The 26,373-nt window shown below is 61.3% G+C and carries 18 protein-coding genes and 2 pseudogenes; 8 read left to right on the top strand and 12 right to left on the bottom strand.

From position 1 onward, the window contains the following. A partial coding sequence (locus AB6804_RS28610; RefSeq protein WP_370889317.1) for a DUF1840 family protein occupies positions 1–244 on the top strand: 244 nt, incomplete at its 5' end. Positions 245–354: 110 nt separating this feature from the next. Here the strand turns inward: AB6804_RS28610 and AB6804_RS28605 are convergent. From AB6804_RS28605 to AB6804_RS28565, 9 genes and pseudogenes are all read right to left on the bottom strand, one after another. After that, positions 355–540, bottom strand: coding sequence for a hypothetical protein (locus AB6804_RS28605; RefSeq protein ID WP_370889316.1), 186 nt, complete (start codon positions 538–540; stop codon positions 355–357). A 228-nt stretch (positions 541–768) separates the two neighbouring features. Beyond that, positions 769–2,544: a glycoside hydrolase family 15 protein gene (locus tag AB6804_RS28600; protein WP_370889315.1), complete on the bottom strand. Its 1,776-nt coding sequence runs from the start codon at positions 2,542–2,544 to the stop codon at positions 769–771. A 5-nt stretch (positions 2,545–2,549) separates the two neighbouring features. Next, positions 2,550–3,551, bottom strand: coding sequence for an SDR family oxidoreductase (locus AB6804_RS28595; protein WP_370889314.1), 1,002 nt, complete (start codon positions 3,549–3,551; stop codon positions 2,550–2,552). Then, positions 3,551–5,206, bottom strand: coding sequence for a GMC family oxidoreductase (locus tag AB6804_RS28590; RefSeq protein ID WP_370889313.1), 1,656 nt, complete (start codon positions 5,204–5,206; stop codon positions 3,551–3,553). Before AB6804_RS28590 ends, AB6804_RS28595 begins: the two co-directional genes overlap by 1 nt. Further along, a pseudogene (locus AB6804_RS28585) lies at positions 5,196–5,842 on the bottom strand (gluconate 2-dehydrogenase subunit 3 family protein). Before AB6804_RS28585 ends, AB6804_RS28590 begins: the two are co-directional and overlap by 11 nt. Then, on the bottom strand, positions 5,839–6,756 hold the full coding sequence (locus AB6804_RS28580; protein WP_370889312.1) for a hypothetical protein: 918 nt from the start codon (positions 6,754–6,756) through the stop codon (positions 5,839–5,841). The pseudogene AB6804_RS28585 and the gene AB6804_RS28580 overlap by 4 nt, the downstream one beginning before the upstream one ends. Before the next feature lie 23 nt (positions 6,757–6,779). Continuing rightward, positions 6,780–7,886 (bottom strand): enolase C-terminal domain-like protein, encoded by a 1,107-nt coding sequence (locus AB6804_RS28575; RefSeq protein WP_370889311.1) that lies wholly within the window; start codon positions 7,884–7,886, stop codon positions 6,780–6,782. A gap of 13 nt (positions 7,887–7,899) precedes the next feature. Then, the gene (locus AB6804_RS28570) at positions 7,900–9,696 is read right to left on the bottom strand and encodes a thiamine pyrophosphate-requiring protein (protein ID WP_370889310.1); all 1,797 of its coding nucleotides are present in this window, start codon (positions 9,694–9,696) and stop codon (positions 7,900–7,902) included. Between the two features lie 120 nt (positions 9,697–9,816). Then, positions 9,817–10,236: a MarR family winged helix-turn-helix transcriptional regulator gene (locus AB6804_RS28565; protein ID WP_370889309.1), complete on the bottom strand. Its 420-nt coding sequence runs from the start codon at positions 10,234–10,236 to the stop codon at positions 9,817–9,819. Between the two features lie 362 nt (positions 10,237–10,598). Here AB6804_RS28565 and coxB point away from each other — a divergent pair, with 362 nt between their 5' ends. From coxB to AB6804_RS28535, 6 genes and pseudogenes are all read left to right on the top strand, one after another. Beyond that, entirely contained in the window at positions 10,599–11,615 is a 1,017-nt protein-coding gene (gene coxB, locus AB6804_RS28560) for a cytochrome c oxidase subunit II (protein WP_370889320.1), read from the top strand. 10 nt (positions 11,616–11,625) lie between these two features. Further along, on the top strand, positions 11,626–14,226 hold the full coding sequence (ctaD, locus tag AB6804_RS28555; RefSeq protein ID WP_370889319.1) for a cytochrome c oxidase subunit I: 2,601 nt from the start codon (positions 11,626–11,628) through the stop codon (positions 14,224–14,226). Beyond that, a complete protein-coding gene (locus tag AB6804_RS28550; RefSeq protein WP_370889308.1) occupies positions 14,226–14,705 on the top strand; it encodes a hypothetical protein in 480 nt (159 codons plus the stop codon). The genes ctaD and AB6804_RS28550 overlap by 1 nt, the downstream gene beginning before the upstream one ends. 118 nt (positions 14,706–14,823) lie before the next feature. Continuing rightward, positions 14,824–16,032: a cytochrome c gene (locus tag AB6804_RS28545; protein WP_370889318.1), complete on the top strand. Its 1,209-nt coding sequence runs from the start codon at positions 14,824–14,826 to the stop codon at positions 16,030–16,032. A gap of 166 nt (positions 16,033–16,198) precedes the next feature. After that, positions 16,199–16,858: a hypothetical protein gene (locus AB6804_RS28540; protein WP_370889307.1), complete on the top strand. Its 660-nt coding sequence runs from the start codon at positions 16,199–16,201 to the stop codon at positions 16,856–16,858. 121 nt (positions 16,859–16,979) lie between these two features. Further along, positions 16,980–18,149 (top strand): annotated as a pseudogene (locus AB6804_RS28535) (IS3 family transposase). Positions 18,150–18,406: 257 nt separating this feature from the next. On the opposite strand, the gene AB6804_RS28530 reads toward AB6804_RS28535, so the two are convergent. The 3 genes from AB6804_RS28530 to AB6804_RS28520 form a co-directional block, all read right to left on the bottom strand. Continuing rightward, on the bottom strand, positions 18,407–20,689 hold the full coding sequence (locus AB6804_RS28530) for an FdhF/YdeP family oxidoreductase (protein ID WP_370889306.1): 2,283 nt from the start codon (positions 20,687–20,689) through the stop codon (positions 18,407–18,409). Between the two features lie 823 nt (positions 20,690–21,512). After that, the gene (locus AB6804_RS28525) at positions 21,513–22,595 is read right to left on the bottom strand and encodes a sodium:calcium antiporter (protein WP_370889305.1); all 1,083 of its coding nucleotides are present in this window, start codon (positions 22,593–22,595) and stop codon (positions 21,513–21,515) included. A gap of 186 nt (positions 22,596–22,781) precedes the next feature. Beyond that, entirely contained in the window at positions 22,782–24,698 is a 1,917-nt protein-coding gene (locus AB6804_RS28520; protein ID WP_370889304.1) for a putative bifunctional diguanylate cyclase/phosphodiesterase, read from the bottom strand. A 453-nt stretch (positions 24,699–25,151) separates the two neighbouring features. On the opposite strand from AB6804_RS28520, the gene AB6804_RS28515 reads away from it, so the two are divergent. Then, positions 25,152–26,195 carry a YhcG family protein gene (locus tag AB6804_RS28515; RefSeq protein ID WP_370889303.1) on the top strand — a complete coding sequence of 348 codons (1,044 nt, stop codon included), beginning with the start codon at positions 25,152–25,154 and terminating at the stop codon, positions 26,193–26,195. The last annotated feature ends 178 nt before the right edge of the window (positions 26,196–26,373 follow it).

Below are 26,373 nucleotides of genomic sequence, written 5' to 3'. Positions count from 1 at the left end.
AAATCGGCAGCTTGATGACCCCGGCGCTTCCACTTATAAACTCGATCTAACTGTCCGAACCAACGGCGCCACCTCTGTGCTCAACGACGACGAGCGAATCGCTCATGAGCATGGCGCCATGTTTCATCCGCTATCACATACAGACGTGCGCACCGGGATAGGGCTTCACTCTCGCGCGCTTCCTTTTCTGGATATGTTGCGGCAAGCGAAGCGCAGCGAGGCCGACATTATCTGGGGCCTTTAGCGTAACCGGACGTCAGCGCCGCCGCTGAGATGGTCAACGGCAACGGCAACGGCAACGACAAGGACAACGACCGCTCCCGGTGAAGCGCCCTTGGCGCGACGGAACCGTCGCTACGAGATGATCGGCACCGCCTCGATAAGAGCGAAGCCGATCAGCGCGCCTATCACCGCGCCCACCAACCGCGGATGCCAGCGCTCCAAATGGAGCGTCGCAAATAGTGCGCCGACGAAAATAACCCCCAGCAGCGAAAAAATAACGAGGAGATATCCGATCTCGAAATCGCTGGTAATTAACATAACACCTCCCCGTTCTCACCCTTTCCTCAAATATATATCAGATTGTGATATGTGCAAGATGAGCTGTGTACCTGGACGCAAAGGACGGCGACGGTGGTTTCCCGCTAACGTAACGAAACGCCTCACGCATTCCCGCGATTCAAACTAGCGGTAGCGCGCGGCGACGGCCGCGCACGCCGCGAGTACTTGGGGGGGTGGCTTCGCACGATCCATGGGGATCAGCGCAAGTTACCCGCCGCCTCTTTGCAGCGTCGGACCGCTTAGTCCAAGCGCGGTATTGATGACGGCGAGATGACTGAGTGCCTGCGGGAAATTGCCGGCGAGTTCGCCTCGTTGGGCGTTGTATTGTTCCGAGAGGAGGCCAAGGTCATTCGCGGTGGCGAGCACGCGTTCGAACTGCTGACGCGCCTCCTCGATGCGTCCCTGTAAATTCAAGCAGTCGGCCATCCAGCACGAGCATGCGAGGAACGTCCCTTCGTCTGGCCCGCACGGATCTTTCTGGTGGCGTCGAATGAGCCCTTCTTCGCTCAGGTCGGTCCGTATACGCTCGATAGTCGACGCCATGTGCGGGTGATCGGCCGTCAGAAAACCGACAAGCGGCATCAACAAGAGACTCGCATCGAGCTCTTCGCTGCCGTAATACTGCGTGAAGCTGCCGAGTCCCTCGTTCCAGCCCTCGCGAAGCACTTCGTCGCGGATCCGTTCGCGCAGCGAAGCAAGCCGTTCGACCAGTGGCGAAAGACCGCGTTCGGTCATACGATGCTTTACGAAACGGTCCAGCGCCACCCACACCATTACCCGCGAATAGGTGTAGTGGCGCGGCTCGCCGCGCGATTCCCAGATGCCCGCGCCGGGCAGACGCCACACCTGCTCCAGATGCTCCACGATACGCGTTTCGATCAGGTCCTCGTGATCCGCGGGTTTGAGCCCGCCGCGCCGTGCGACGTCGAGGCAATCGATGACCTCTCCCAGCACGTCGAGCTGGTGTTGATGGGCAGCCTCATTACCGACGCGAACGGGCGTCGCGTAGCGATGACCCTCAAGCCAGTCGACGGTCCATTCCCGCAGATGACGCCCGCCGTCTACGCGATACATGATGCGGCTGCGCTCGGGGGCGGTGCCGATCGCGCGCAGCAGCCAGGAGCGCCAGGCAGCGGCCTCGTCGTGATAGCCGGCGTTGAGGAGGGCGACCATCGCGAAGCTCGTATCGCGCAGCCACGCGTAGCGATAGTCCCAGTTGAGCTCGCCGCCGGGCGCTTCGGGGAGCGAGGTCGTCGGGGCGGCCACGATCGCACCGGTCCGGCGGTAGATGAGCGCTTTGAGCGTCAGTAAGGAGCGCCGGACAGCTTGCGGCCACTCGCTACGCGCGTCGTCGAACTTCGAAATCCAGTCGCGCCAGAAGCGTTGCGTATCGCGCAGCGCCGTGTGCATATCGCGCGGGCCCGGCGGCGCTTCGTGAGCGCGTGCGTAGCTCATCGCGAAGGTGACCGATTCGTTGGCCTTCACGGAGAACGACGCGCGCATCGTTGCCTCCACCACGTCGATCGCGACGCTAGTTCGCAACACGATGAGGTCTGGTCCGACGCGGGCCTGCATCCCACCGTCGATGCGTTCGATTAGCGGCGCGAGTTCGCCGTAGTTGAAGCGCAGTCGCAAGGACGAGTGCATCGCGACAACGCCGCGCAAGCCCGTGACGATACGCACGATTGAGCTCGGGCCATCGCCGACAGGCATGAAGTCGATCACGCGCACCGCGCCGTCTTTCAACTCAAAGTCAGTTTCGACGACGAGCGTGTCCTCTTGATAACGCCGCGTCCGGCGCTCGATGTCACCGGCCGGAGACAGCGTCCAACAGCCGTCGTCCTGCGTGCCGAGGAGCGCCGCGAAGCACGCATCATCGTCAAATCGCGGCCAGCACAGCCAGTCGATAGAACCGTCCCGGCAGACGAGTGCAGCCGTGTTGCCGTCGCCAATGAGCGCGTAGTCTTCGATGGGGCGGCTCATTCGGCTTAGCTCCGTCGTTTGACGACGAGGCGCAGCAAGCCAACTGCGCCGATGCCCGCAAGTCCCCACAAGAATGAGCGATGGCGGTCGGTGAACATCTCCCAGCTATGCTGCCGCGCTTCGTCATCGAAGCGGCCGTGCGCGCCGAAGTCACCGGGCACCGGTTCGAACAGATTGCCCGCTGCTTTGCGTTCGAGCGGCTCGTCGGTGAGCTGCCCCACATAGCCTGCGCGCGCCAGATATCGGTCGATGAGCGCGGGGGCGATGCGATTCGCGAGAATCGCCTTGACGGTCGAAAAGCCGAGCCACACCTCGCGCCGGCGATGCGTCGCCGCAAAGAAGATCGCGCGCGCGGCGACTTCCGGCTGAAAAATTGGCGCGACGGGCCGGGCGCGCTTGCCGGTCTTGTTCATCGCCCAGTCGAACTGCGGCGTGTTGATCGCGGGAAGCTCGACCATCGTCAGATGGATGTTCAGCTTGTCGTGGATGAGTTCCGAGCGCAGCGAATCCGTGAAGCCGCGAATGGCGAACTTCGCGCCGCAATACACCGATTGCAGCGGCACCGAGCGATACGCAAGCGCCGAGCCGACATTCACGATCGTCCCGCGATTACGCGTGCGGATGCGCGAGAGCGCCGACATCATGCCGTGCACCTGACCCAGATACGTGACGCGCGTGCCGCGCTCGACTTCTTCGGGCGTCAATGCGGAGACGGGCGCGAATGCAGTGGCCATCGCAACGTTGACCCACACGTCGATGGGCCCAAGCGTGTCTTCCACTTGCGAAGCCGCCGCGTCGACGGCTCGCGCATCGGCGACATCGGTCGGAATGGCGAGCGCGCGCACGCCGAAGCCCGACTCGATTTGCGCAGCGGCGCGCGCGAGCCGGTCGGCATCGCGCGACAACAGCGCGACGTCATAGCCGTGGCGGGCGAATTCGTCGGCAGCTGCGCGCCCGACGCCCGCGCCCGCGCCGGTGATTACGGCGATCTTTCGTGTCTGGCTCATCAGAGATCTCCACGCGCGGCGAGCGCCTCGATCCGGTCGGCGGTGCGTAGCGCAATCGCCTGTATCGTGAGCGACGGGTTCACGCCGCCGACCGTTGGAAACACGGAGCCGTCGCAGATCCACAAGTTGTCAATGTCCCAGCTTCGGCAATCCGCGTTCACGACGCTCGTCGAGGGATCGTCGCCCATGCGCGCGGTGCCGTTGAGGTGACACGTGTCGTCGGTTTCGCGCCACACATCGCGCGCGCCGGCCGCTTCCAGTGCGAGGCTCATGAAGTCGAGCGAATGCGCGACGAGCCGCTTGTCGTTGTCACACAGCGAATACGTCACGCGCGCGACGGGCAGGCCGTACTGATCCTTCTCGTCGGCGAGCGTCACGCGATTGCGCTCCTGCGGCATGGTTTCTCCGACGATCTTGAGCCCCGCCTGATGGTTGTACTTCTGCATCTCGTCCAGCAATTGCTGGCCCCACAGACCGCGCCCGTTTTGCGTCGATGCCCACGCCACCGGCAACGGCCCCTGACTCATATAGCAATAGCCGCCGAAGAAATCCTTTCCCTTGTCCTCGTAGTTCCAGTGCTCGGTCAGCGCAAGCGACGGCGGCCCCTTGTACCAGCGCACTTCTTCGTCCATCGTCCCCCACGCGGCCTGATTGGTCTGCACCATCAAATTCTTGCCGACGAGACCGGAGCGATTGGCGAGGCCATCGGGGAAGCGGTCCGTCGCGGAGTTGAGCAACAGGCGCGGCGTTTCGATGGCGTATCCCGCGACGACGACATTGCGCGCGCGCTGGAACTGCCAGCGTCCTTCGCGGAAGTATTCGACGCCGGTCGCGCGCCCATCGTCGCCCATGACGATGCGGCCGACCATCGCGAGGTCGCGAATCTCCGCGCCGGCGTGAACCGCGCGCGGAATCCACGTGACGAGCGCGCTTTGCTTCGCGTTGGTGGCGCATCCCGAGACGCAGAATCCGCGATAGACGCACGGATGCGCCTCGCCGCGCGGCGCAGAGACGGTGGCGAGCGGCGTCGGCGCCCAGTCGATGCCGAGCGCCTCGCAGCCGCGCGCCAGCACGAGCGCCGCCGCATTCAACTCATGCGCGCGATACGGATAGCGGGGCCGCTTCGGCCCCCACGGATAGTTCACCGGCCCGGCGATCTTGAGCGCTTCTTCGACTTCGCCGTAGTAGCGCCACATTTCACGCCAGTCGAGCGGCCAGTCCGCGCCGTAGCCGAGCAGCGAGCGCGATTTGAACCACTCGGGCCGAAAGCGCAGCGAGACCATCGCGAAGTGCACCGTGCTGCCGCCCACTGACTTGCCGCTGTTGTTGTTGCCGAGCTTGAGCGGATTGTCGCCGTCGCAGATGCGCTCGTCTGTCCAGAAGAGCTTGCCCTGATGCGTCTCATCCGATGCGAACTCTTCGAGCGGACGCCACCACGCGCCGGCATCGAACGCGACGACACTGAAGCCTTTTTCGGCGAGACGGCAGGCGAGCGTGCCGCCGCCCGCGCCAGTGCCAACGATCGCGAAGTCCACCGCTTTGTCTTGCGGATACTCCCGCATTGGAATCCATGCGCCCGGATGAAACACGTCGGGCGCGCGCCGGTTCTTGCCGCGCGGCACGTGCTGCGCGTCGTGGGGCGAATCAGCGGACACGGCGGTTCTCCTTCTGCGCGTCTTCTTCGTAACGGGTTTCGCTTCGGCGGCTTCCCACGGATCGCGCCGGTTGGCGACCATGCGCACGTAGCCGCGCGGATTGGCCGGACCGCCGAAGCCGATCTCGCTCCATGCATGCGGATGGGCGAAATACATCCCGCAGATGTCGTGCAGCACGCGCTCCGCGAAGAAGACGGCGGGCGGCATGCCGCGCCATTCGGCGCTGTCGAGGTGGCCTTGCTGCATGTCGGTGACGAGTGCGCGTTGCGCTTCATCGTCGATGGTCGCGAACGGCAAACCATGACGGGCGCGGCTCTCGGCATCCAGCGCGCGAAGGCCGATGCGCCACGCGTCGCGCATCGGCGGCAGACGCGCATCTCGATAGCCGTCGCCGGTGTTCTTCGCGAGTCGCGCATCGACGAGGCTGGCGACGGGCACCGCCGGCCGCTGCCGATGCTGCGGCACGATGCACGCGCACAGTGCATAGAGCGCGCGCCACTGGACGGCATTGAAAAAACGCGGGTCGTTCGGCGTCGCGAGCCGTTCGTCGATGACATTGCGCGTGACTTCGTCCCATGACGGCGTGTCGCGCTTGGTCATCACGTCATAGCCGGGATAGCGGGGAAGGGGCTTCATTTCTTTTCCGTCTCGCGAAGACGCAACGCCGCGAGGCCTGCCAGCGCGAGCGCCGAAAAGCTCGGCGGTGCGGGCAGCGGCGGTCCATTGAAGAGATTCTGGCTCCAGTTGCGCCAGCCGCCCCGCGCCCGCGCGACACCGCGTGCGTGAAAGCCCACGCCGATGAAGCCAAGCGCGTTCGTCAGCCGCAGCCACAGCCGCGTGAACCAGTGCTCGCGTGGGCGGGCGAGTGCCGCATCGACGAGCAGCGCCGATGCGACCGGCGGAATGACGATCGGCGCGTACATGGCCGGATTCTGAAACGCGCCGCGAAAATGGAGCAGCGCGACTTCGCCGAGCGTGCCGAGCAGACCCGCGCTCGTGAGCAGGGAAAGCGCGCGTCCCGCCGGCATGCCAAAAAGGCGCGGTTCGTGCGCGGGTTCATTGCGCAGGCGCTCGGATACCGCGCCCAGCGCGCCCGAGAGCAGCAAGGCCATCGGCGCGCCGATCGGCGCGGCATAGAATAGGTTGTGCCAGCTCCATCCACCGGGACGTTTCGTGATGTTGTACACATGAAACCCGGTGCCGGCGACGCCCGCGAGCGCAGCGGTGACATAGACCGCATCGCGCACCGGATGACGCGCCGGCTCGCGGTCGGAGCCACCATGCAGGCCGGCGAGGAGCGACAGCGTCGAGACGACGAGCGGCGTGTACATCGCCGGATTGTCGAAGGAGCCGCGATAGTGCTCCATCGCGCTGTCGGTGAGCACGGACAGCGCGAGCAACGCCGAACTGTGATTGAAGGTGCGCGCCGTATCGATGTGCGTCTGCGCCGCCGAGCGCTGCTCCTTGCGTCCGCCGAGCCGCACGAGCGCGAGTCCCGCCGCAGCGATCCCGCAGCCGATAGCGAGGTCGATTGTTCTGGTTTGCGTCATTTTAGCTTCGTTTGGCGCGCTGCCTAAACCGCATACCGGTGCGCATCCGCATGCTTGAAATCGAGCCCGCAGCCGGGCCTCGACCAGTCCGGCGAGATCGCGCCGTCGCGTGCATGCGGCGCGCCGTCGAAGAGCATCGACTCGATGCGCACGTGATCGTGAAACCATTCCTGATGCCGCAGACGCGGCGCCGCGCATGCGACATGCAGATGTAGCGCGGGCGCGCAGTGCGCCGACAGCGGGATGTGAAAGGCGTCGCAGAGCGTCGCCGCGCGCAAGAAACCGGTGATGCCGCCGCAGCGCGTGACATCGACCTGAAGCACATCGACGGCTTCGTTCGAGAGCAGCGCGCGGAAGTCGTCGATCGTGAAGCCGTATTCGCCCGCAGCCAGTTCGATATGCGCGGGCAGCGCGTTGCGCAATGACGCGAGGCCGGCGATATCGTCCGACGACACCGGCTCTTCGAACCATTCGACGCCGTACTCCGCAAACCGTTGCGCATAGAGGAGCGCCTGCTTGCGATCGAGTGCGCCGTTTGCATCGACAAAGAGGCCCGCGTCATCGCCGATGGCTTCGCGCGCGACCGCTACGCGATGCGGATCGCGCGACGGCTCGGTGCCGATCTTGATCTTGACCCAGCGGCATCCGTCTTCATGCACCCAACCGGCGAGTTGGTCGCGGATCTCGTCGTCGGTATAAGTGGTGAAGCCGCCGCTGCCATAAAGCGGCACGCGGTTGCGGGCCGCGCCGAGCAGACGCGCGAGCGGCATGTCGAGCAGGCGCGCCTTGACGTCCCACAACGCGCAATCAAGCGCCGATATCGCGCTCGCCGCGATGCCCGATCGGCCGATGTTGCGCACGCGTTGCTGCATGCGCATCCAGAGCGCATCGGTGTCCCAGGCGTCCCCATCGATGAGCGTCGGCGCAAGCGTCGCTTCCATGAAGTGCGCGGTGGTCGCGTCGTTGTACGTATAGCCGATACCTGTCTTACCCGCCGCCGTGACCTCCGCGATGACGAGTGTCGTGGAAGTCCAGGCGTAGGTGCCGTCTGCCTCGGGCCGGTCGGTCGGGATGGTGTAGGCGCGTGCCCGAATAGCTTCGACCGGCGCTTCCCGTTTGGTGAGATGCATGGCGCGAGTCGTCCTATTTTTCTTTATGCCCCGGCAGGACCGCGCCAAGCACTTGTTTGGCGGTATCGACGATGATGCTGCCTTCGTTGGGGTCGCCTTCGAAGAGCGTTGTCGCGAATGCCTTGGCTTGTTTCAGTGTGATATGCGGCGGCAGCGGTGGTACGTTCGGATCGGTCTTGACTTCGATCACGACAGGGCGATCAGAGGACAGCGCTTCGTCCCATACTGCGCCCATGCGCTCGGCGTCGTCGACATAGAAGCCGCGCAAGCCGATCAGTTCCGCGAAGCGGTGATACGACACGGATGGAAGGTTCTGCGACGCTTCGAACTTCGGATCGCCGTTCATCACGCGCTGTTCCCACGTGACCTGATTCAGGTCCTCGTTGTTGAGCACCATGCAGATCCAGCGCGGATCGGACCACTGTCTCCAGTATTTCGATACTGTGATGAGCTCGGCCATGTTGTTCATCTGCATGGCGCCATCGCCGACTAGGGCGATCACCGGTCGCTCGGGATGCGCGAACTTCCCGGCGATCGCATACGGGACCGCTGCGCCCATCGATGCCAGGCCGCCGGACAGCGAGCACATCATGCCGCGCTTCACTTTGAGATCGCGTGCATACCAATTGGCGCACGAACCGGAATCGCTGGTGACGATCGCGTTCGACGGCACACGCGGCGACAATTCCCATACGGTGCGCTGCGGATTGACGCCGCTTTGCGCGGGTTCAAGCGCGCGCTTTTCGAGCTTCTTCCACCAGCCTTCCATCCAGCTTTCGATGTCCTTGCGCCATGCACGATCCGTCTTTTCTTCGAGCAGCGGCAGCAGCGCGCGCAAGGTTTCGGCGCTATCGCCGACGAGGTTGACCTCCATCGGATAGCGGATCGACAGCATGTCCGCTTTAATGTCGATCTGCACGCCGCGGGCCGCACCTTCGTTCGGCAGAAATTCGGAGTAGGGGAAGCCCGAGCCGATCATCAGCAGCGTGTCGCAGCCGGTCATCAGCTTGTAGCTGGGCTCGGTGCCGAGCAGGCCGATCGAGCCGGTGACGAAAGGCAGATCATCGGGCAACGCGGCCTTCCCGAGCAGCGCCTTTGCGACGCCCGCGCCCAGCTTTTCAGCCACGGCAATCACTTCATCGGTCGCCTGAAGCGCGCCGGCGCCGACGAGGATCGCGACCTTCTTGCCCGCGTTGAGCACATCGGCGGCGCGTTGCAGATCATCGGCATAAGGCACGATCTTCGGCTCACGGTAGCCGACGCCCGAATGCACCGTGCCATGTTTGCGCGGCGGCGGCTCGTACTTGAGCTCCTGCAAATCATTGGGTAGCACGATCGCCGCGACCTTGCGTTCACCGAGCGCTGTGCGAATCGCGCGATCAACGAGATGGCGAATCTGCGACGGCACGCTGGCTTGCTGGACGAACGCGCCAGCGACGTCTTTGAACATCGACTGAAGATCGACTTCCTGCTGGTAATGTCCGCCGAGTGCGGCGCGCGCCTGCTGACCCGCGATGGCGAGCACGGGCATGTGATCGAGGCGTGCGTCGTAAAGGCCGGTGATGAGGTGCGCCGCGCCCGGGCCGGATGTCGCGAGGCAAACTCCTAGTTCGCCGGTGAACTTCGCATGCGCCGATGCCATGAACGCAGCCATTTCCTCATGCCGCGTCTGAATGAATTCGATCTTGCCATTCGCGCGATTCAGCGCACCGAGGATGCCGTTGATGCCATCGCCCGGGTAGCCATAGATGCGGCGCACGCCCCAGGCGTGGAGACGGTCGACCAGAAAGTCGCCGACGGTGATAGACATAGTTTGCTCCCAGATGCCGCGACGACGAATATGCGCGCGGGACCGATATGTCACAACGTGACGCAACCAGCGTGCCGCGAATGAAGCGCGGTCTTCCTAGAAAGCTCGATACAAAGAACGTTAGAATTCCGCAAGAATGCGGCTAAGCGCTTTGATCTCGTTGAGATGGAGGTTGGCCAGTTTCAGCAGACAGCGCTCGCCCTTGGGCGTCAAATGCACTTCGACCAGTCGACGATCTTCTTCGCCTGCCCTGCGCACCACGAGTCCCGCGCGCTCGCACCGCGAGATGAGGGCGACCGTGCCGTTCGGAGCGGCCTGCAGGCGCTCCGCTAGTTCACCCACCGTGGCCCAGCTGCGTCCTGGCATTCCCCTCACATGGAGCAGCAAAGCATATTGCAGCGGGGTAATCCCGGCTGCTTGAGTCACATCTTCTGAGTAGCGAAGAAATTTACGAAGCCCATAGCGAAACCGCGAAAGAGCCTCGAGGTCCTTCTTCGCTGGCACCGCACGCCGCCGATGCGTCTCGTCCTTGTCCATCATCGTCCTTACAAACAAAATCACCAAGACTCTTTGTTAGCGCAGGTCGGCATCGAAGTCAACGCAACGATTCCTATTTCGCAACGAGCCACGCTCGGCAAACTTTGCAAACGGTTTGAAGGAATATCACAGTGTGATACAACGACATCGTTGCGGGGTTGGCGTTCATAAGGGCACGCGTCAATGGCAGTCAAGGTTAAGGCGTTTGGAACAGGCGTTGCTCTTTGGCACGCCATCAGAAGTCTGCTCTGCAAAAGCTGAGCGCGGGCCCGGAACGATCAACCGCCCCCCTTCGTCTGGCACTTTTAGGAGACAACCTGTTGTTAGTCCGTCGCTATGTGGCCTCGGTGGTTCAGGCGGAACTCCTGCTTGGCGCTGCTCTCTTTTGCTGCGGTGCTTCGAGTGCCGGTGCCGCATCGGGCGGCGCCGAACCGCTCGCGAGCGGGCCCACGCCGCTCGCGTATTTTCTGCGCAGCAAGGGACCGGCGGCTCACCCCGTCCTCCAGCTCGGCTGGACTCTCGCGTTCATATGTAGTCTCGTGTGCGTCATCATCGCGGCGATGCTGCTCGTCGCGATGTTCCGTCGGCGCCAGAAGGAGGATCATCGCTCGCTGCGCTCGGGCGGCGGTCTGGGCTTCGTGTACGCGGGCAGCATCATTTCTACGGTCGCGCTCTTGGGCATCGCGATCTACATGCTAAGCGTGCTGGCGGAAGTCGCCGATCCGCCGAAAGAGCCGGCGCTGACAGTCACCGTGACCGCCTATGACTGGTGGTGGAAAGTGGACTACGCAGAGGGCCCGAGCCACTTTGCGACGGCGAACGAACTACATATTCCGGTGGGTGTGCCCGTTCTGGTGGTGCTTAAGAGCGCCGACGTTATACACGCTTTTTGGGTGCCGGAACTCTCCGGCAAGACCCAGACAATACCGGGAACAGTGAACCGGCAGTGGATACAGGCGGATCGTCCGGGCGTCTTTCGCGGGCAGTGCACGCAATATTGCGGCGTACAGCACGCGCATATGGCGTTCGAGGTCTACGCACAGCTCCAGGCGGACTACGACCGTTGGTACGCCGCACAACGACAGGACGCGTCCGGGCCCGCGTCTGTGCAGGCGATACACGGACGCAAACTTTTTGAAGAACGCTGCGCGGGATGTCACACGGTTCGCGGCAGCCAGGCGGCCGGCGTCCAAGCGCCCGATCTCACGCACGTGCTCTCGCGCCGGCTGCTTGCCGCGGGAACCGTTGTGAATACGCCGGACAATCTGATGGACTGGATACAGCATGCGCAGGAAATCAAGCCCGGCACGCTCATGCCGGACATGAAGCTCTCGCCTGCGGAAGCCGGCGATTTGTCGGCGTATCTCGCGACGCTCAGGTAAGGAAAAGATGATGGCGGTGACTGGAGGTCGAAGCGTTGGACGTACGGGCCGCGTCGCGTTTCGGCGGGAGCCGGAGTTCGGCACCGTGCCACAAGGCTCGGAGGCGGAGAAGCGGCTGCTTGACCTATGGGAGGGCGATGCGGGCTGGCGGGGCTTTATCACCAGCGTGGATCACAAGAAGATTGGCCTGCGCTATATCGTGACCGCATTCGTGTTTCTGCTGCTGGGCGGTGCGGAGGCGCTCGTCATGCGCCTGCAGCTTGCACATCCCAACGAGTCCCTGGTGACGCCCGCGCAGTTTGCGGAGCTGTTCACGATGCACGGCATCACGATGATCTTCCTGTATGCGCTGCCGGTGCTCAGCGGTTTTTCGAACTTTCTATGGCCGCTGATGCTCGGTTCTCGGGACATGGCGTTTCCTCGCCTAAACGCGCTCTCGTACTGGATCTTTCTTTTTGCCGGCATCTTCCTTTACGGCAGCTTTCCGCTGGGACAGGCGCCCAATGCCGGCTGGTTTAACTATGTGCCGCTTTCATCGCTCGAATACAGTCGTGGGATCAACATCGACGTTTACTCGCTCGGCATGGTGCTGCTCGGCATCTCGACGACGGTGGGCGCGGTGAATTTCGTTGTGACGCTCTTCCGGATGCGCGCGGTGGGCATGTCCGTCGATCGCTTGCCGATCATCGTGTGGGGCACGCTCACCATTTCGTTCGCCAATCTGTTCGCGGTGCCCTCGGTGAGCCTTGCGTTTTTCCTCCTATGGATGGACCGCAACGTCGGCACGCATTTCTTTGATGTCGCAAGCGATGGCCGGCCGCTGCTCTGGCAACATCTCTTTTGGATGTTCGCGCATCCGTGGGTCTATGTAGTGGTCTTGCCGGCGATGGGCATCGTGTCCGACGCATTGCCGACCTTCTGCCGACGTCCCCTCGTGGCCTACGCCGCAGTGGCGATGTCGACGGTCGGCACGATGATCATTGGTTTCGAAGTATGGCTGCATCACATGTTCGCGACGGGCATTCCACCGCTCGCGCTGGCGTTCTTTGGCGCGGCGAGCGTGCTGATTTCTATCCCTAGCGCGGTGGCCGTGTTCGCGTGGATCGCGACGATCTGGACTGGCCGCCCGGTGTTCGCCGTGCCTTTCCTTTACTTCGCGAGCTTCGTCTTGATGTTCGTCGTGGGCGGCGTCTCGGGGGTGATGACAGCCGCCGTTCCGCTGGACTGGCAGCTCACCGATACGTACTTCATCGTCGCCCATCTGCATTACGTGCTGCTCGGCATCAACGTGTTTCCGGTCTTTGGCGGCATCACGTACTGGTTTCCAAAGTTCACCGGGCGCCTCATGGACGAGCGATGGGGAAAGATCGCGTTCTGGATCATCCTGCTCGGCTTCAATGTCGGCTTCTTCCCGATGCACATCTCCGGGCTGCTCGGCATGCCGCGGCGCATCTACACGTACCCTGAGGGAATGGGCTGGGACACATCCAATCTGATCACGACCATCGGCTCATTCGTCTTCGCCGTGGGCGTGCTGGTATTCGTGGTGAATGCGCTGATTTCGGCGCGCCGCGGGCGCAAGGCACCGGCGAATCCGTGGGACGCGCCGGGCCTCGAATGGTCGACTGACTCGCCGCCGCGCGCGTACAACTTCGCGGTGCTGCCAGTAATCGAATCGCGGCATCCGATGTGGGAAGACCGCTTGCAGCCGAAGGGGCGGCAATCGAGCCTTCAAGCGGGCTATCTGCTTCATCAGGGGCGCGAGGCGCTCGGCGTTCATCCATTCACCGGCAAGCCGGATGTCATCCTTAAGATGCCCGAGGACACGTGGTCGCCTTTCTTCCTCGGGCTCTTCGGTGCGCTCGTCTTCGCAGGTCTGCTGCTGCGTTCGCCGTCGTTCACCGTCATCGCGGTGGCGGCGGCGGGCGCGACGCTCATCGCGTGGATGTGGCCGCGCCGCGCGCTGGCCCAACGCGAACCGCCAAAACCAGCGCAGACCGAGCCCGCCCAAGCCGCGCGCACGGACGACGCACTGCCGGTGGGCAGTGCCGGCGAACATTCCGGCGGATGGTGGGGCGTGCTCGCGCTTGTCGCCACCGAGGCGAGCCTCTTCGGCTATCTTATCTTCTGCTATTTCTATTCTCAGGCGCAGACGACGCTCGCCTGGCCGCCTGAAGGGATGCCGAAAATAGGCACCGGCGCACTCAGCACCGGAACGCTCATCCTGAGCAGCGTATTTGCATGGCTGTCGGAGCGAACGCTCAAGAAAAGCAGGCGTTGGCCCGCGTTCTGCTGGATGCTGGTCGCCATCGCGCTCGGCTGCGCGTTCTCCGGCATGCAATTGAAAGAGTGGCACGACCATCCGTATGGCGTCACCGCACATCTTTATGGCTCGCTCTACTTCACGATCACGGGCTTCCACATGGCGCACGTGGTCGTCGGGCTCGTGATTCTGGCGCTGCTCGCGGTATGGATCGCGCTCGGCTACTTTGATGCCGAGCGCAACGTGCCGATGCGCATCGGCGGCCTGTACTGGCACTTCGTCGATGTCGTCTGGCTATTCATCTTCACGTCGCTGTATGTGACGCCGTTCTGGATGCGAGGCCATTAATGCACGCGTCTTTTTCGGCGGAGAAGTCAGCCCTTACATTGAGCGAGCAGCGACGGCTTGCATTTTGCGCGGCTGCGGGTTTTTTCTTCGCGCCCGGTGCTTGGCTGCTTCAGGTGATCGTCTCCGAGACGCTTTCTGCGCAGGCCTGTGATGCCGGTTCCGTGCCGCGCGTTCGACCGGTCTATCCGCATCTTCATGCGTGGCTATATGGCACGTCGATCGCGGCCATTGCTATTGCTGCGGTATGCGGCGCGCTGGCCGTCCACGGCTTCGTGTTCCTTGCCCGCAAGCAGAAGGCGATCAAGGCGCAGGGCGCCGAACGTGACGCGTCAGAGACGCCTTCTCGCGCGTTGGAAGAGGTGAGCCGCAAACGCTTCGTCGCACTATGCAGCGCGTTGATCGGCTGCGGTTTCGTCGTCGGGCTCGTGTTCACAGTGCTCGCCGAGGTATTCCTCGGATCGTGCAGCCAGTGGCATTGACATGAACAGGATCCAATTAGCGAATCGCCTTGCCGCTGCGCTGATGATCGTCGTGCTGGGCGCATGCGGCGGACGATCGAAGGACGACCTGCCAGAGGACATCACAGCCCGGTCGCCGATGATCACAGACGCGAAGTTGATCGCGCGCGGCGAATATCTGGCGAAAGCCGGCGACTGCGGCGCATGCCACGACGCAGCCGATCACACGCCGATGGGCGGCGGCATGCCCGTCAATTCGCCGTTCGGCCCCATTTATGCGAGCAACATCACGCCGGACCCGCAGTTCGGCATCGGCCGCTATACGTTACGGCAATTCGCGGCCGCGCTGCGAGCCGGAAAGCGCGCCGACGGCAAGCGGCTGTATCCGGCCATGCCGTATCCATCGCTTGCAAACATGACAGATGACGACGTCATTGCGCTTTACGCGTACATGATGCACGGCGTCAAGGCAGCCACAAAGCGCGCGCCCGAAACGCATCTGCCGTTCCCTTTCAATCAACGATGGGGCATGGCGTTCTGGAGCATGGCGTTTGGCAATCACGACCAGTACAAGCCGGAGCCGAAGGAAAGCGAGCAATGGAATCGCGGCGCGTATCTCGTGCAGGGACTGGGGCATTGCGGCGCATGCCATACCCCGCGCGGGCCCGCGTACAACGAACTCGGGTACAGCGAGGCGTCGCCATGGTATCTGACGGGCGGCGTGAATGATCACTGGCTCGCGCCCAATCTGACTGGAGACACGGGAAGCGGCCTTGGGCGGTGGACCGCCGCGGATATCGTGAGTTTTCTGCGCACGGGGCATGGCGCGGGGGCGATTGCGTTCGGCGCGATGGCGCCTGTCGTCGAGGAAAGTACTCAGTACCTCTCCGATGCCGATCTTCATGCCATTGCTGTGTACCTGAAGTCACTGCCGGCGCAGCGCGCTTACGGCAGCTTTGCAAACAACGAGCACGCGCGTGTGCAGACCGAGCGAAGCATACGGACAGGTGAAGTGGAACGCCCCGGTGCGGGTGTGTATCTGTCCTTCTGCGCGCGATGCCACCGGGCCGACGGGCGAGGGCAGCCAGGCAAGGTCGCGGCACTGGCAGGCAATCCGTTGGTGCTGGCCGAAGACCCGACCTCCGTCATGCGCATCGTCGTCGAAGGCAGCAAGAGCCCGGCGACGGCGACGGGACCCGCGCCACAGAAAATGCCGGGTTTCCACGCCAAGCTCACTTCCGCGCAAATCGCTCAAGTCGTGAGCTTTGTTCGCGGCACATGGGGCAACCATGCTGCACCCGTTTCGGATTACGAAGTGGAGCAGCTCCGCTCGGCCATTCACCAATAAACGGGCGCAACGGTCGAATTGCTCCACAGAAGTGCCGGCGCGTCGTTGAGCCGCTCTTCTCGATGACAGCCTACTGTGCTGGAACAAAGACCAATGTTGATACCAATCGTTGTCTGCGCAGTGGGACTCGTCACTGTCCACTTGTTTTGGGGCCCGACTGCGGTTCTTGAATGGCACGCCGCGGAGCATCTGGTTGTCGGCCGCCGGAGGCATATCCGTCGCCTACGTGTTTGTTCACTTGCTTCCCGAACTGGCCGAGGGACAAGAGATTATTCGCAAGGCAGTAAGCGGCGTTTTCTCGGCGCTCGACCATCATGCCTATTTGATGGCGTTGTGTGGCCTGATCGTCTTCTACGGACTGGAGCGGGCAGCGAAGGAATCACACATTGCGCGAGTCGTGGCTCCTGAGGAGGATGCGCCAGACGGCAAAGTTTTTCGGCCTCATGTGACGTCCTTCTCGCTCTACAACGTGCTCATCGGATATTTGCTGGCGAACAACTTCCGCGTGATAAGGTCCCTCGCGTTCTTCTTTATCGCAATGGCGCTGCATTTCGTCGTGACGGATTTCGGGCTGAGCAGGGACTTCAAGGAAACCTACCGGTCGGTCGGGCCGTTGGATACTTTCAGCTGCGATCGTTCTGGGCACGGTCATCGGGACTTCCATCAAGATTCCGGACGTGGCGACCAGTGCGCTGGTGGCTGTCCTGGCCGGAGGCGTCATTCTCAACGTCTTGAAGGAGGAGTTGCCGGAAGAGTGCCGAAGTCGGTTTACTCCCTTCCTGCTGGGTGCAGCAGCGTATGCGGGACTACTTTGGACTACTGCTGACCTTCTAGACCCGGCATTGGCGAGTGGAGCGGTGGCCCCACGTATCTGAGGACACGAGGACTCTCTCAAAATAAGGGGTAGTCTTGTGTATAACAGTAAGCCCAGTCATTACGTGGAATCCATCGAAATTCTGAGCGAGCCGGAGCGCCGTCGTCGGCGCACCGCGCAGGAAAAATCGCCCTCGTGCAGGAAACACTGGAGCCGGGAGCGTCCGTGTCGGGCGTGGCACGCCGGCACGGCGTCAACGCCAACCAGGTGGTTGGCTGGCGCAAGCAATACCAGGAAGGCAGTCTGGCGGCGGTGAAGGCAGGTGAATCTGTTGCGCCCGCATCTGAGCTGGCTGCCGCCATCAAGGAAATCAAGGAACTGCAACGACTACTCGGGAGAAAGACAATGGAAGTCGAAATCCTGAAAGAAGCCGTTGCATGGGGCCGCTCAAAAAATCTGATTGCGCCCTCGCCCCTGATGCCTGATGCGAGGGGACGACCATTGAAAACGGTCTGCAAAGTTCTCGGCGTGGCGCGCTGTGGTGTAGCAGCGGAACAGGTTCCCTCGCCCGATTGGCAAGATGGTCGTAGCGCCAGACCGGCCGACGACACGGAATTGGTCGAGGAAATTCAGGCCCATGTAGCGCACCTCCCAACTTACGGCTACCGACGCATCTGGGCGCTGCTGCGCCGTAGTCGAGAACAGACCAGCGCGCCGGGTATCAATCACAAGCGCGTCTATCGGGTTATTCGTGAGCATCAGTTGCTGCTGCAGCGCCCCGGCGTGCGGCGAGACAATCGGCGACATGACGGTCGCGTTGCCGTTGACCGTAGCGACACCCGCTGGTGCTCCGATGGCTTTGAGTTCCGGTGCGACGATGGCACGCCGCTGCGCGTCACGTTCGCGCTGGACTGTTGCGACCGGGAAGCGATTAGCTGGGCGGCGACGACCGGCGGCCATAGTGGCGATGTGGTGCGCGACGTGATGCTCGCTGCCGTCGAACAGCGCTTCGGCACCACGCAGGCTACGCAGACTCGACCACCGCACACGCAGCTTCGCTCGTGAACTGGGACTTGAGCCGCTAACCACGCCGGTCCGTTCGCCGCAGAGCAATGGCATGGCCGAATCGTTCGTGAAGACCGTGAAGCACAACTACGTCGCGTATATGGACAAGCCCGACGCACCAACAGCGCTCTCGCGTCTGGCCATCGCGTTTGAGCACTACAATGAGCGCCACCCGCACAAAGCCCTGAAATACCGCTCGCCTCGCGAGTTCAGACGCGCCGCGGCCTCATCAACCTAGCAGTGTCCGCGTGTCCTCAGTTAGAGGAGCAACTCCAGCGAGGTACCGATTCTTGGCATACCTATCCGCATCGGTCGTCGTACTAGCGATGAAGCAAACTAACCGAAGGGAGCCCCGCTTCCTCATTCGTAAGGTGGAGCGTAGCAACGATGTCGACAAAGCACGAAGCGCCGCCAGCCTAGCGCGAAAGCGGTCAGTGGCGGTGCCTCCGACGCAATCCGCGATTGACGGATCGCGTCAAGGCTCCCACGGGACCCTTAGCGCACGATCCGAACAGGGATTGACTTGGCAGCCGGCACCTTACTCTCCTTTGCGTAATGCCACAGCGGAAGCAACACATTACATTCGGGGTAGTAGCCGCCTATACATCCCTGCGGTATATCATAAGCCATGACTTTCAGCCCCGGCAGGCGTCGATCGATGCCATCGTCTGCGACGGTTTGTAAAGTGACGTGATCGCCGTCTCGCAGCGCGTGCTTCTCGATGTCCGCCTTGTTCATCAAGATCACCATGCGGGTGTCTTTGACGCCTCGAAAGCGATCTTCGATGTTATAGATGGTCGTGTTGAACTGACTGTCGCTGCGCAGTGTCATCAGACGCAGCGCGTTCGGCGCGTTCTCAGGCATGTCAGGATCTTCGCCGAGCGACTCGGGCGCCTTGAATTCAGCCTTCCCAGACTTGGTTTCCCAGACACGCTCGCGTGCGGGTAGAGGGCGGTGAAAGCCGCCCGGTTGCCACATGCGCTCGTTGAAGTCATGGAATATCTCGGGATAGGTCTTCGCGATTTCGTTCCTCACGACGGAATAGTCATCGCGCCAACTGTCCCACTCAACAGTCGAACGGGTGCCCAGGGTCGCTTTCGCTATTCCTGCAACGATGAACTGCTCGGTGCGCGCTTTTTCGCTCGCGGGCTCGGTGACGCCACGCGAACCATGCATACACCCGGTGCTATCTTCCATGGCGACGGCCTGGTCACCCAGTGGAGTGCGATGGTATTCGATTCGGCTCAAGCAGGGCAGCACGTATGAGACCTCGCCATGGACAAGATGGCTACGGTTGAGTTTCGTCGCGACGTTCACAGTGAGTCGCAAACCGGCCCAGGCGGGCTCGATCTGCGACCGGTCCGGAACGGCCCGCACCAGATTGCCGCCGAGGTTGAATACTGCCTTAACTTTGCCCTCAACCATTGCTTCGAAGGCCTCGACCGTATTCATGCCTTTGTCGCGCGGTGGCTCAAAGGAAAACTGCTCGGCGAGCTGATCGAGCGGCGCGAGCTCCGGCTTTTCCGTGATGCCGACCGTACGCTGGCCTTGCACATTGGAATGACCGCGGATCGGTGATGGTCCCGCGCCGGGTTTACCGACGTTCCCTCGCAGGAGCAGCAGGTTGCATAACATACGAACATTCTGCACGCCAAGCCGATGCTGGGTGAGTCCCATGCCATAGTGGGCCATGACCGCCTTCGCTTTCATGTATTCGTTGGCTGCCTCGGTGAGCGCCGCGCGTGTGAGCCCGCTTGCCTGCTCGATGGCGTTCCATTCTGTAATGCGAGCGCAAGCGGCAAATTCATCAAAGCCCACCGTGTGCTGTTCGATGAATGTGACATCGATCATGCGGGCCGTGCCTTGTGATTTGGCGCGATCGTCGGCTTCGATGACGGCCTTGCAGATGCCAAGGATCGCAGCAGTGTCCCCACCCGTTTTGACCTGGTGATACTGGGTGCTGATTTGCGTCTGCGCAGGCGTGAGCATCTGCACTGGCGACTGCGGATTCGCGAACGACACAAGGCCCGGCTCGCGAAGCGGGTTGAACGTGACAATCGGCACGCCGCGCTTGCGCGCGTCTTGCAGCTGATGGAGCATGCGCGGGCTATTCGTGCCGACGTTCTGTCCAAAGAAGAACATGAGGTCAGTTTTATCGAAGTCTTCAAGAGTGATGGTACCGACGCCCACGCCGATGGCCTCTTTGAGTCCAACGCTTGAACTCTCGTGGCACATGTTCGAGCTGTCCGGAAGATTGTTGCAGCCGTACATGCGCGCGAACAGCTGGTACATGTAAGCAGTCTCAAGCGAGGCGCGACCCGACGTGTAGAAGACAACGCCCCTGGGATCAAGCTGGTTCAGCTCATTGCCGATTTCAGCGAAAGCTTGCTCCCAGCTAACCTCAACATACTTGTCGGAGGCGGAGTCATACCGCATCGGTGCGGTCAACCTTCCGGCTTCTTCGAGATCATGATCGTGCCAATTGAGCAGCGATCGGACCGTGTGTAGCTCGAAAAACGCAGGCGTCATGCGCTTTTTTGTCGTGTCCCATGCAGTCGCCTTCGCGCCACTCTCGCAGAATTCGAACGTATGGGGGTTGGCCGGCTTCGCCCACGAGCAACTCACGCACATAAAACCGTCCGGCTTGTTCTGCTTGAGCAAGATCGCGCTGTCCTTGAGCGGAACCTTTTCTTGCGCCAGGATTGTCGCGACCGACTTCAGCGACCCCCAGCCGCCGGACGAAAACGGATACGCCGGGTTCTTGGCTTTTTGGCTCATTGCACGCTCCCGATTAAATATCACAACGTGATATTCCAGCAAGTCGCGTACCGCTTCTGGCAGACCACCCTTTCATCCGATGCCTCGATGTTTGTCAGCGCCAAGCGCCGAGCGCCAACGACGTGAATGCAATTACGCCGTTGCGTTAGGCGCGGCGGCGATTGCCATTTACGGCATCGATGCGTCGGGCGAATGCACGACCGCGTGAACGCTTAAGCGGCCGAGCCGGCCAACCACAATGGACCTGCTGAAGCGACGAGGGATCAGCGCATAGCAGCGGCGACCGGATCAAGGAGCAGGCGCGGAAGATGGTGGCGTGCTCGCCGAACTGGCAACGCGCTAGGATAAAAGTCAAGGCGCGCTTGACGCCGAGCTTTCGGCTGAATGACGCTGAGTAAGGACGAAGTAGCGATATGGAATCAGGCGAAGTCGCCAGGCCCTGGGGCGGCGCAGGACCGCTGCCTGCGCGCAGGGAAAGAGGGCAGTGTCAAGTCGTCGTTAGCAGTGGTCGCACGGTAAGGAAATATGGCACAGATCTGGAAAGCGCCCGAAGCTCGCTCTATTTCCAACTAAAAGCGTCCCAACGGCTTCGGAGCGACGGAGGACGATTTCACGGTCTACGCGTCGGCGCGGGGCGACTCCGGGGGCGCACCACGAAGACGTCGGCAACCTAGCCGCGGTCATCTCTGGGCGTTGCAGTACCTTTGTGACCACGCTGGCCGTTCTATAGACGGAGCAGGCTTTATGGCCGCCGGCTTACTCGGCTATTGTCGCTGCGGACGAGCTGGGCGTGCCGCGGGTGGTGAGTTGAGTTCTGTTACCCTCACGTTGCTTTGATGAGCGCAATGGCAAAGAGGCCGCATGTACCGATGATGTAAAAGACCAGTACGGTCAGCGAATCGACACCCATACCGAGGACCTTTCGCTTGGGCCGAAAAATGAGCCCCGCGAGGTAGATGCTGGTGAGTAAAACTCCGAGGCCAGCGAGGTAGATATCGGTCTTTTGGGCTTGCGGGAGGACGGCCTTCCCGGAAATAACGGTGGCTAGCAAAAAGAGCACTGGCAAAAATGCGTTGCCGCCGAAGATGTCGCTGACGGCGAGTTGGTAGTCGCCCGCCTTCGCCGAGGCGAGTCCCGTAGACACTTCGGGCAGCGAGGTTGCTGCCGCGAGCACGGTCGCCCCAAAAAGCACGCCCGTCATTCCTATGTGCTTCGCAATCGCTTCCCCCGAGCGCTCGAGGATCACACCGGCCGCAAGCGTGACGACCGCTGCAGCCAGAAAATCAAACGCGGCTCTTGTAGTGCTAACACCGCTTCGATCAGAAGTTTTGTTTCTTTCCGATTGCGAATGCCCTTTTGGTTTCTCCTGAGTGTCCGGTGCGTCGCCGGCCTTGTCGTGCCAAGGCAGTCCGCGATTCGCCGCGCCAATAAGCCAGACACCGACCAGCCAGATCGCAGCGATGAGCACGGCGACAGGCGTCACCCTGGCGGCAATGAGTGAAGCCGGCATCTGCGTGCCCATGATCGAGACGATGAGAACTGCCACGACAAGCAGCCCTTCAATTACGAGCGTCAGGCTTGCCGCCTTATACATAAGGGGCACTTTTTCTCGCATACCGAACATGTCGATGATGACAAGCACGACGGTCTGAATAGCGATGCCGCCGAGGATGTTGCCCACGGCAACCCCGACATTGTCCGAGGCCGCTGCGCTGACGGTAATGGCAATCTCCGGCAGGTTGGTCGCTATTGCCAACAAGACAACCCCGCCGAGGGCCTGGCCGAGGCCCAGCCGTATGGAGAGTATGTCGGTCGCGTTGGACAGCCTTATCCCTGCTAGCCACACGGCACCTGCGGCAGCCACGAACATCGCGAGCAAGGCAGTCATAGGCAGTGCGTCTAACATGGCGAGTTCTCTTTGGCGGCTCCTCGTCAGCCCGAGCAAGTGTTGATCCAGACTGAACTGATGGAGTAGCCCGAGCTGTATGCAGTCAAGGATGCTAAGGCGACTTTCTGCACCCTGAGACGGCAAGGAGCAACTGCCGGCGAAGAAGCGCGCCGCTCCCTGTCAGCGTCGCATGGGCAGCAGCGGCTAGGTCGCTACGGTGACTGGGCCGGATACGCCGTCGAGAAAACCTTTGATTGAGGAAGATGGCATTGGCCTCGAACAGATGTAGCCTTGCACCAGTGCTTTCCCGAGGCTCCTAAGCATCGCCAGCTCGTCTTCGGTTTCGACGCCCTCGACGATGCAATCGAGCCCCATGTCCCTGCTCAATGCAAACAGCGACTTCACGATCTTATAGCTAGACGGATTTTGGTGAATACCGGTCACAAAGCTCCGGTCGATTTTGATCTTCGTTAGCGGCAATGCGTGCAGATAGGACAAGCTCGAGTAGCCCGTTCCAAAATCATCCAGTGAGACGCCGCAACCCATTTTCCTGAGGGTGATTACAGCTTCGTGTACCTTGTAAAACGCGAACTCTTGAATGAAGGCGGTTTCGGTGATTTCAAAGTCCAATCGTTGCGGACTGAAGCCGCTTCGCGAGACGATGTTCACGATCGACGCAATGCCGTCATCGGAAATCAGGTCGTCCGCAGACAGGTTGAATGACAGTCGGAGTTCAGCGGGCCATTCGCTGGCTTCCCGCAAGGCCTTTCGCAGTAGGCTTTCAGTTACCCGGCCAATGATGCCGGCGCGCTCCGCGACCGGGATAAATGTGGCGGGCGCAATGCAGCCGAGGGTTGGGCTTGTCCACCGGGCCAGCGCCTCGAATCCGACTGGGCACCGGCTGTCCATGTCGACGATCGGTTGATAGACCACAGCGAGTTCTGCTTCCAAGTCGGCCAGCTGCAGTGCCTGCTCGATGGTCGCATCCGACATGATCGCCGCCTTGTGGTCGGCGGAGAAGAGAACCGCGCTGCTTCGACGGTGGCGCTTTGCGTAGTAGAGCGCATAGTCGGCGAACTCGAACAGGTCAGTCGCATCCGTCGCCATCGCGGGGTAGATCGCAAAGCCTACCGTTCCAGCAATCTGTACTTTTGCGTCGCCGATTTGGAAGGGCGTCCGGAGGGCGTCGCAGATGCGCTGCCCGAACGACGTTACTTCCGCATCATCGGACAGGTCAGGTATCAGCAGTGCGAACTCGTCACCGCCTAGTCTCGACAAACACATGTCCCCAGAAACCACTTCTGAGAGCCGTCTAGCCACGTCAGCCAGTAGCCTGTCGCCGACCGGATGCCCGTGAAGATCATTGACCGGCTTGAATCCGTCGAGGTCGATGATCCCGACTGCCAACAAGCGTGGATGCGTTTTCGCTATCACAAGCGCCTGGTCGAGGGCCGAAAAAAACGCCCGACGGTTAGGCAGCCCGGTGAGGCTGTCGCAGTTCGCAAGCCGCTGGTTGTCGGTCTGCGCCGCGACCATTTTCGTGAAGTCGTTGTACTGAACCAGGAGCACCACGAGCATCGCAGAGCACACGAGTGCGGTGTTGACCGCAATCGCGACGAAAACTGTATTACCCGACAGCGAGAAGAAAATAACGAATGCGCCGTTGACAATAACGGCCACCATGATGGCGGCTGACCGGAGATGCAGCAGGCAGAGAATGACGCCGATAACCGTGATGGCCATGTAGAACGCTACATGCACCTTTGTGTAGGCATCACCGTACGGAAACAGGAGAAGCGCCCACGTGGTGAACAGTGTGGCGACGGCACTGGCTAGGCGATTCGTCCGCCGGAGCGAGCGGTAAGCGAGCTCAGCGTCAGCAGCTTGCCCAATGGAGCGGACCCACACCAACGCACGGCTGCCGCATACCACGGACATGACTGCGGGAATTACCACAGTTAGCCAGTAAGGCGCAGTCGCGAAATGGGTCGCCGCCAAGGCCCACGTGTTAATTATTAGGATCAAATACAACAGCGGTACTTGATACGAGAATATCTTGTACTGCGCTATTAACAGTTCCGGATTGTCACGAGGGATTTGAGCAAAAGCCCAGATCTTCATTGCTAGCTGTCCCATCATTTGCCCGGCTAACGTCCTGTATTGCTTGTGAAGCTGTGCATCGTTAGGTCATCCCATAGCTCGTATAACGGCAAGTTCCGTGAAAACCTTATGCCGTCATGGACGCTTGGCGAATTAGCTCGATCGATCAGACTTCCGAAGCCTGGCAGACCAGATCGATTTACATAAAAGATGACGGCGTTACGGCATAATACGGCGCCGGTTTGAGGCGTTAGCTCGCCGCTAGGCGTGCTGCATCCGTGTGCCAGTCCGCCTTCTACGTCGGAACGCAGCGGACAGCGGAGGTCTACCAATTCCGGAATTCTGAGCCGCCGACTTTCGCAAAGCCAAGATGGGCGATCGTACGGTACGAATGCGACGGAACACTCTGAACAATTGCCCATGATGGCTTCAAAGCCGATAATGGGCGCTCGCTAATCCGCGCCAGAAAATCGCATGACCGATAAGCTGTCCAATGACCCGTGGGGCAACGAGTACAGGCGCTGGCTGGCTGACGTTAAGCAGCGGGTCGAGCGTGCCCGAGTTCGCGCCGTCGCAAGCGTAAATCGCGAACTGGTGACGCTGTATTGGCAAATCGGTCGCGAAATTCTTGACCGGCAGCAGCGCCAAGGGTGGGGCGCTGGGGTAGTTGATCAGCTCGCCCGTGACTTAAAAGCAGCGTTTCCTGACATGCGTGGTTTCTCCCCGCGCAATCTCAAGTACATGCGTTCCCTGGCGCAAGCCTGGCCGGATGCGCAATTTGTGCAGCAGCCTGCTGCACAATTGCCCTGGTTCCACCTTTGCACCTTGCTTGACAAGGTCAAGGATTCGGCGCAAAGGGACTGGTACGCAGGGAAGGCGCTCGAGCACGGCTGGTCGCGACAAGTGCTGACGATGCAAATTGAAACGGCTGCCTGCGCGCGAGCCGGTAATGCAGTCATCAACTTCAGCGAGACGTTGCCCCCGGCACAGTCCGATCTCGCTCGTGATGCGTTAAAGGATCCGTACGTATTCGACTTTCTTGGCCTCGCTGAGGACGCTCAAGAGCGTGATATTGAACATGCGCTCACCCGTCACATCACCCGGTTCCTTCTGGAGCTAGGTGCGGGCTTCGCTTTTGTTGGACGCCAATACCGGGTGGACGTCGGCGGAGATGAGTTCTTCATCGACCTTCTGTTTTACCACCTGAAGCTGCGTTGCTATGTCGTCGTCGAACTGAAGACAACGCCATTCCGTCCCGAATACGCGGGTCAACTTAACTTCTACCTGTCCGCGATCGATGCGCAGGTGAAGGCGGCAGATGACCAACCGACTATTGGCTTGTTGCTTTGTAAGGAGAAGAACCGGTTGGTAGCGGAATACGCGCTTCGCGGGGTTGGAAAACCGATGGGCGTAGCCGAATATCAACTGCTTCGCCAGGTGCCTGCATCACTGGAACGAACGTTGCCTTCGATCGATCAGATCGAGGCTGAACTCGGAACGGATCTGCCCGACGCGTGATACCTCAGCGAGCGGTCCCGAGAGAGAACGACAGTATGGTTCGCCGTTTTCCTGAAACACGCGATCGAGTTGACATAATATGAATTAGCGATGTTTTGCGCTGTAGGTCCCAAGTTCAAATGTCGCGTTTCTGCCAAATAGAGATGTCGCATTTTGCCGTAGGTTCGTATCCAGACAA

The organism is Caballeronia sp. RCC_10 (assembly GCF_041360715.1).
Classification (GTDB): Bacteria; Pseudomonadota; Gammaproteobacteria; order Burkholderiales; family Burkholderiaceae; genus Caballeronia; species Caballeronia grimmiae.
Note: the sequence above shows the minus strand (reverse complement) of the source record. Positions and strands in the feature narration are given on the sequence as shown.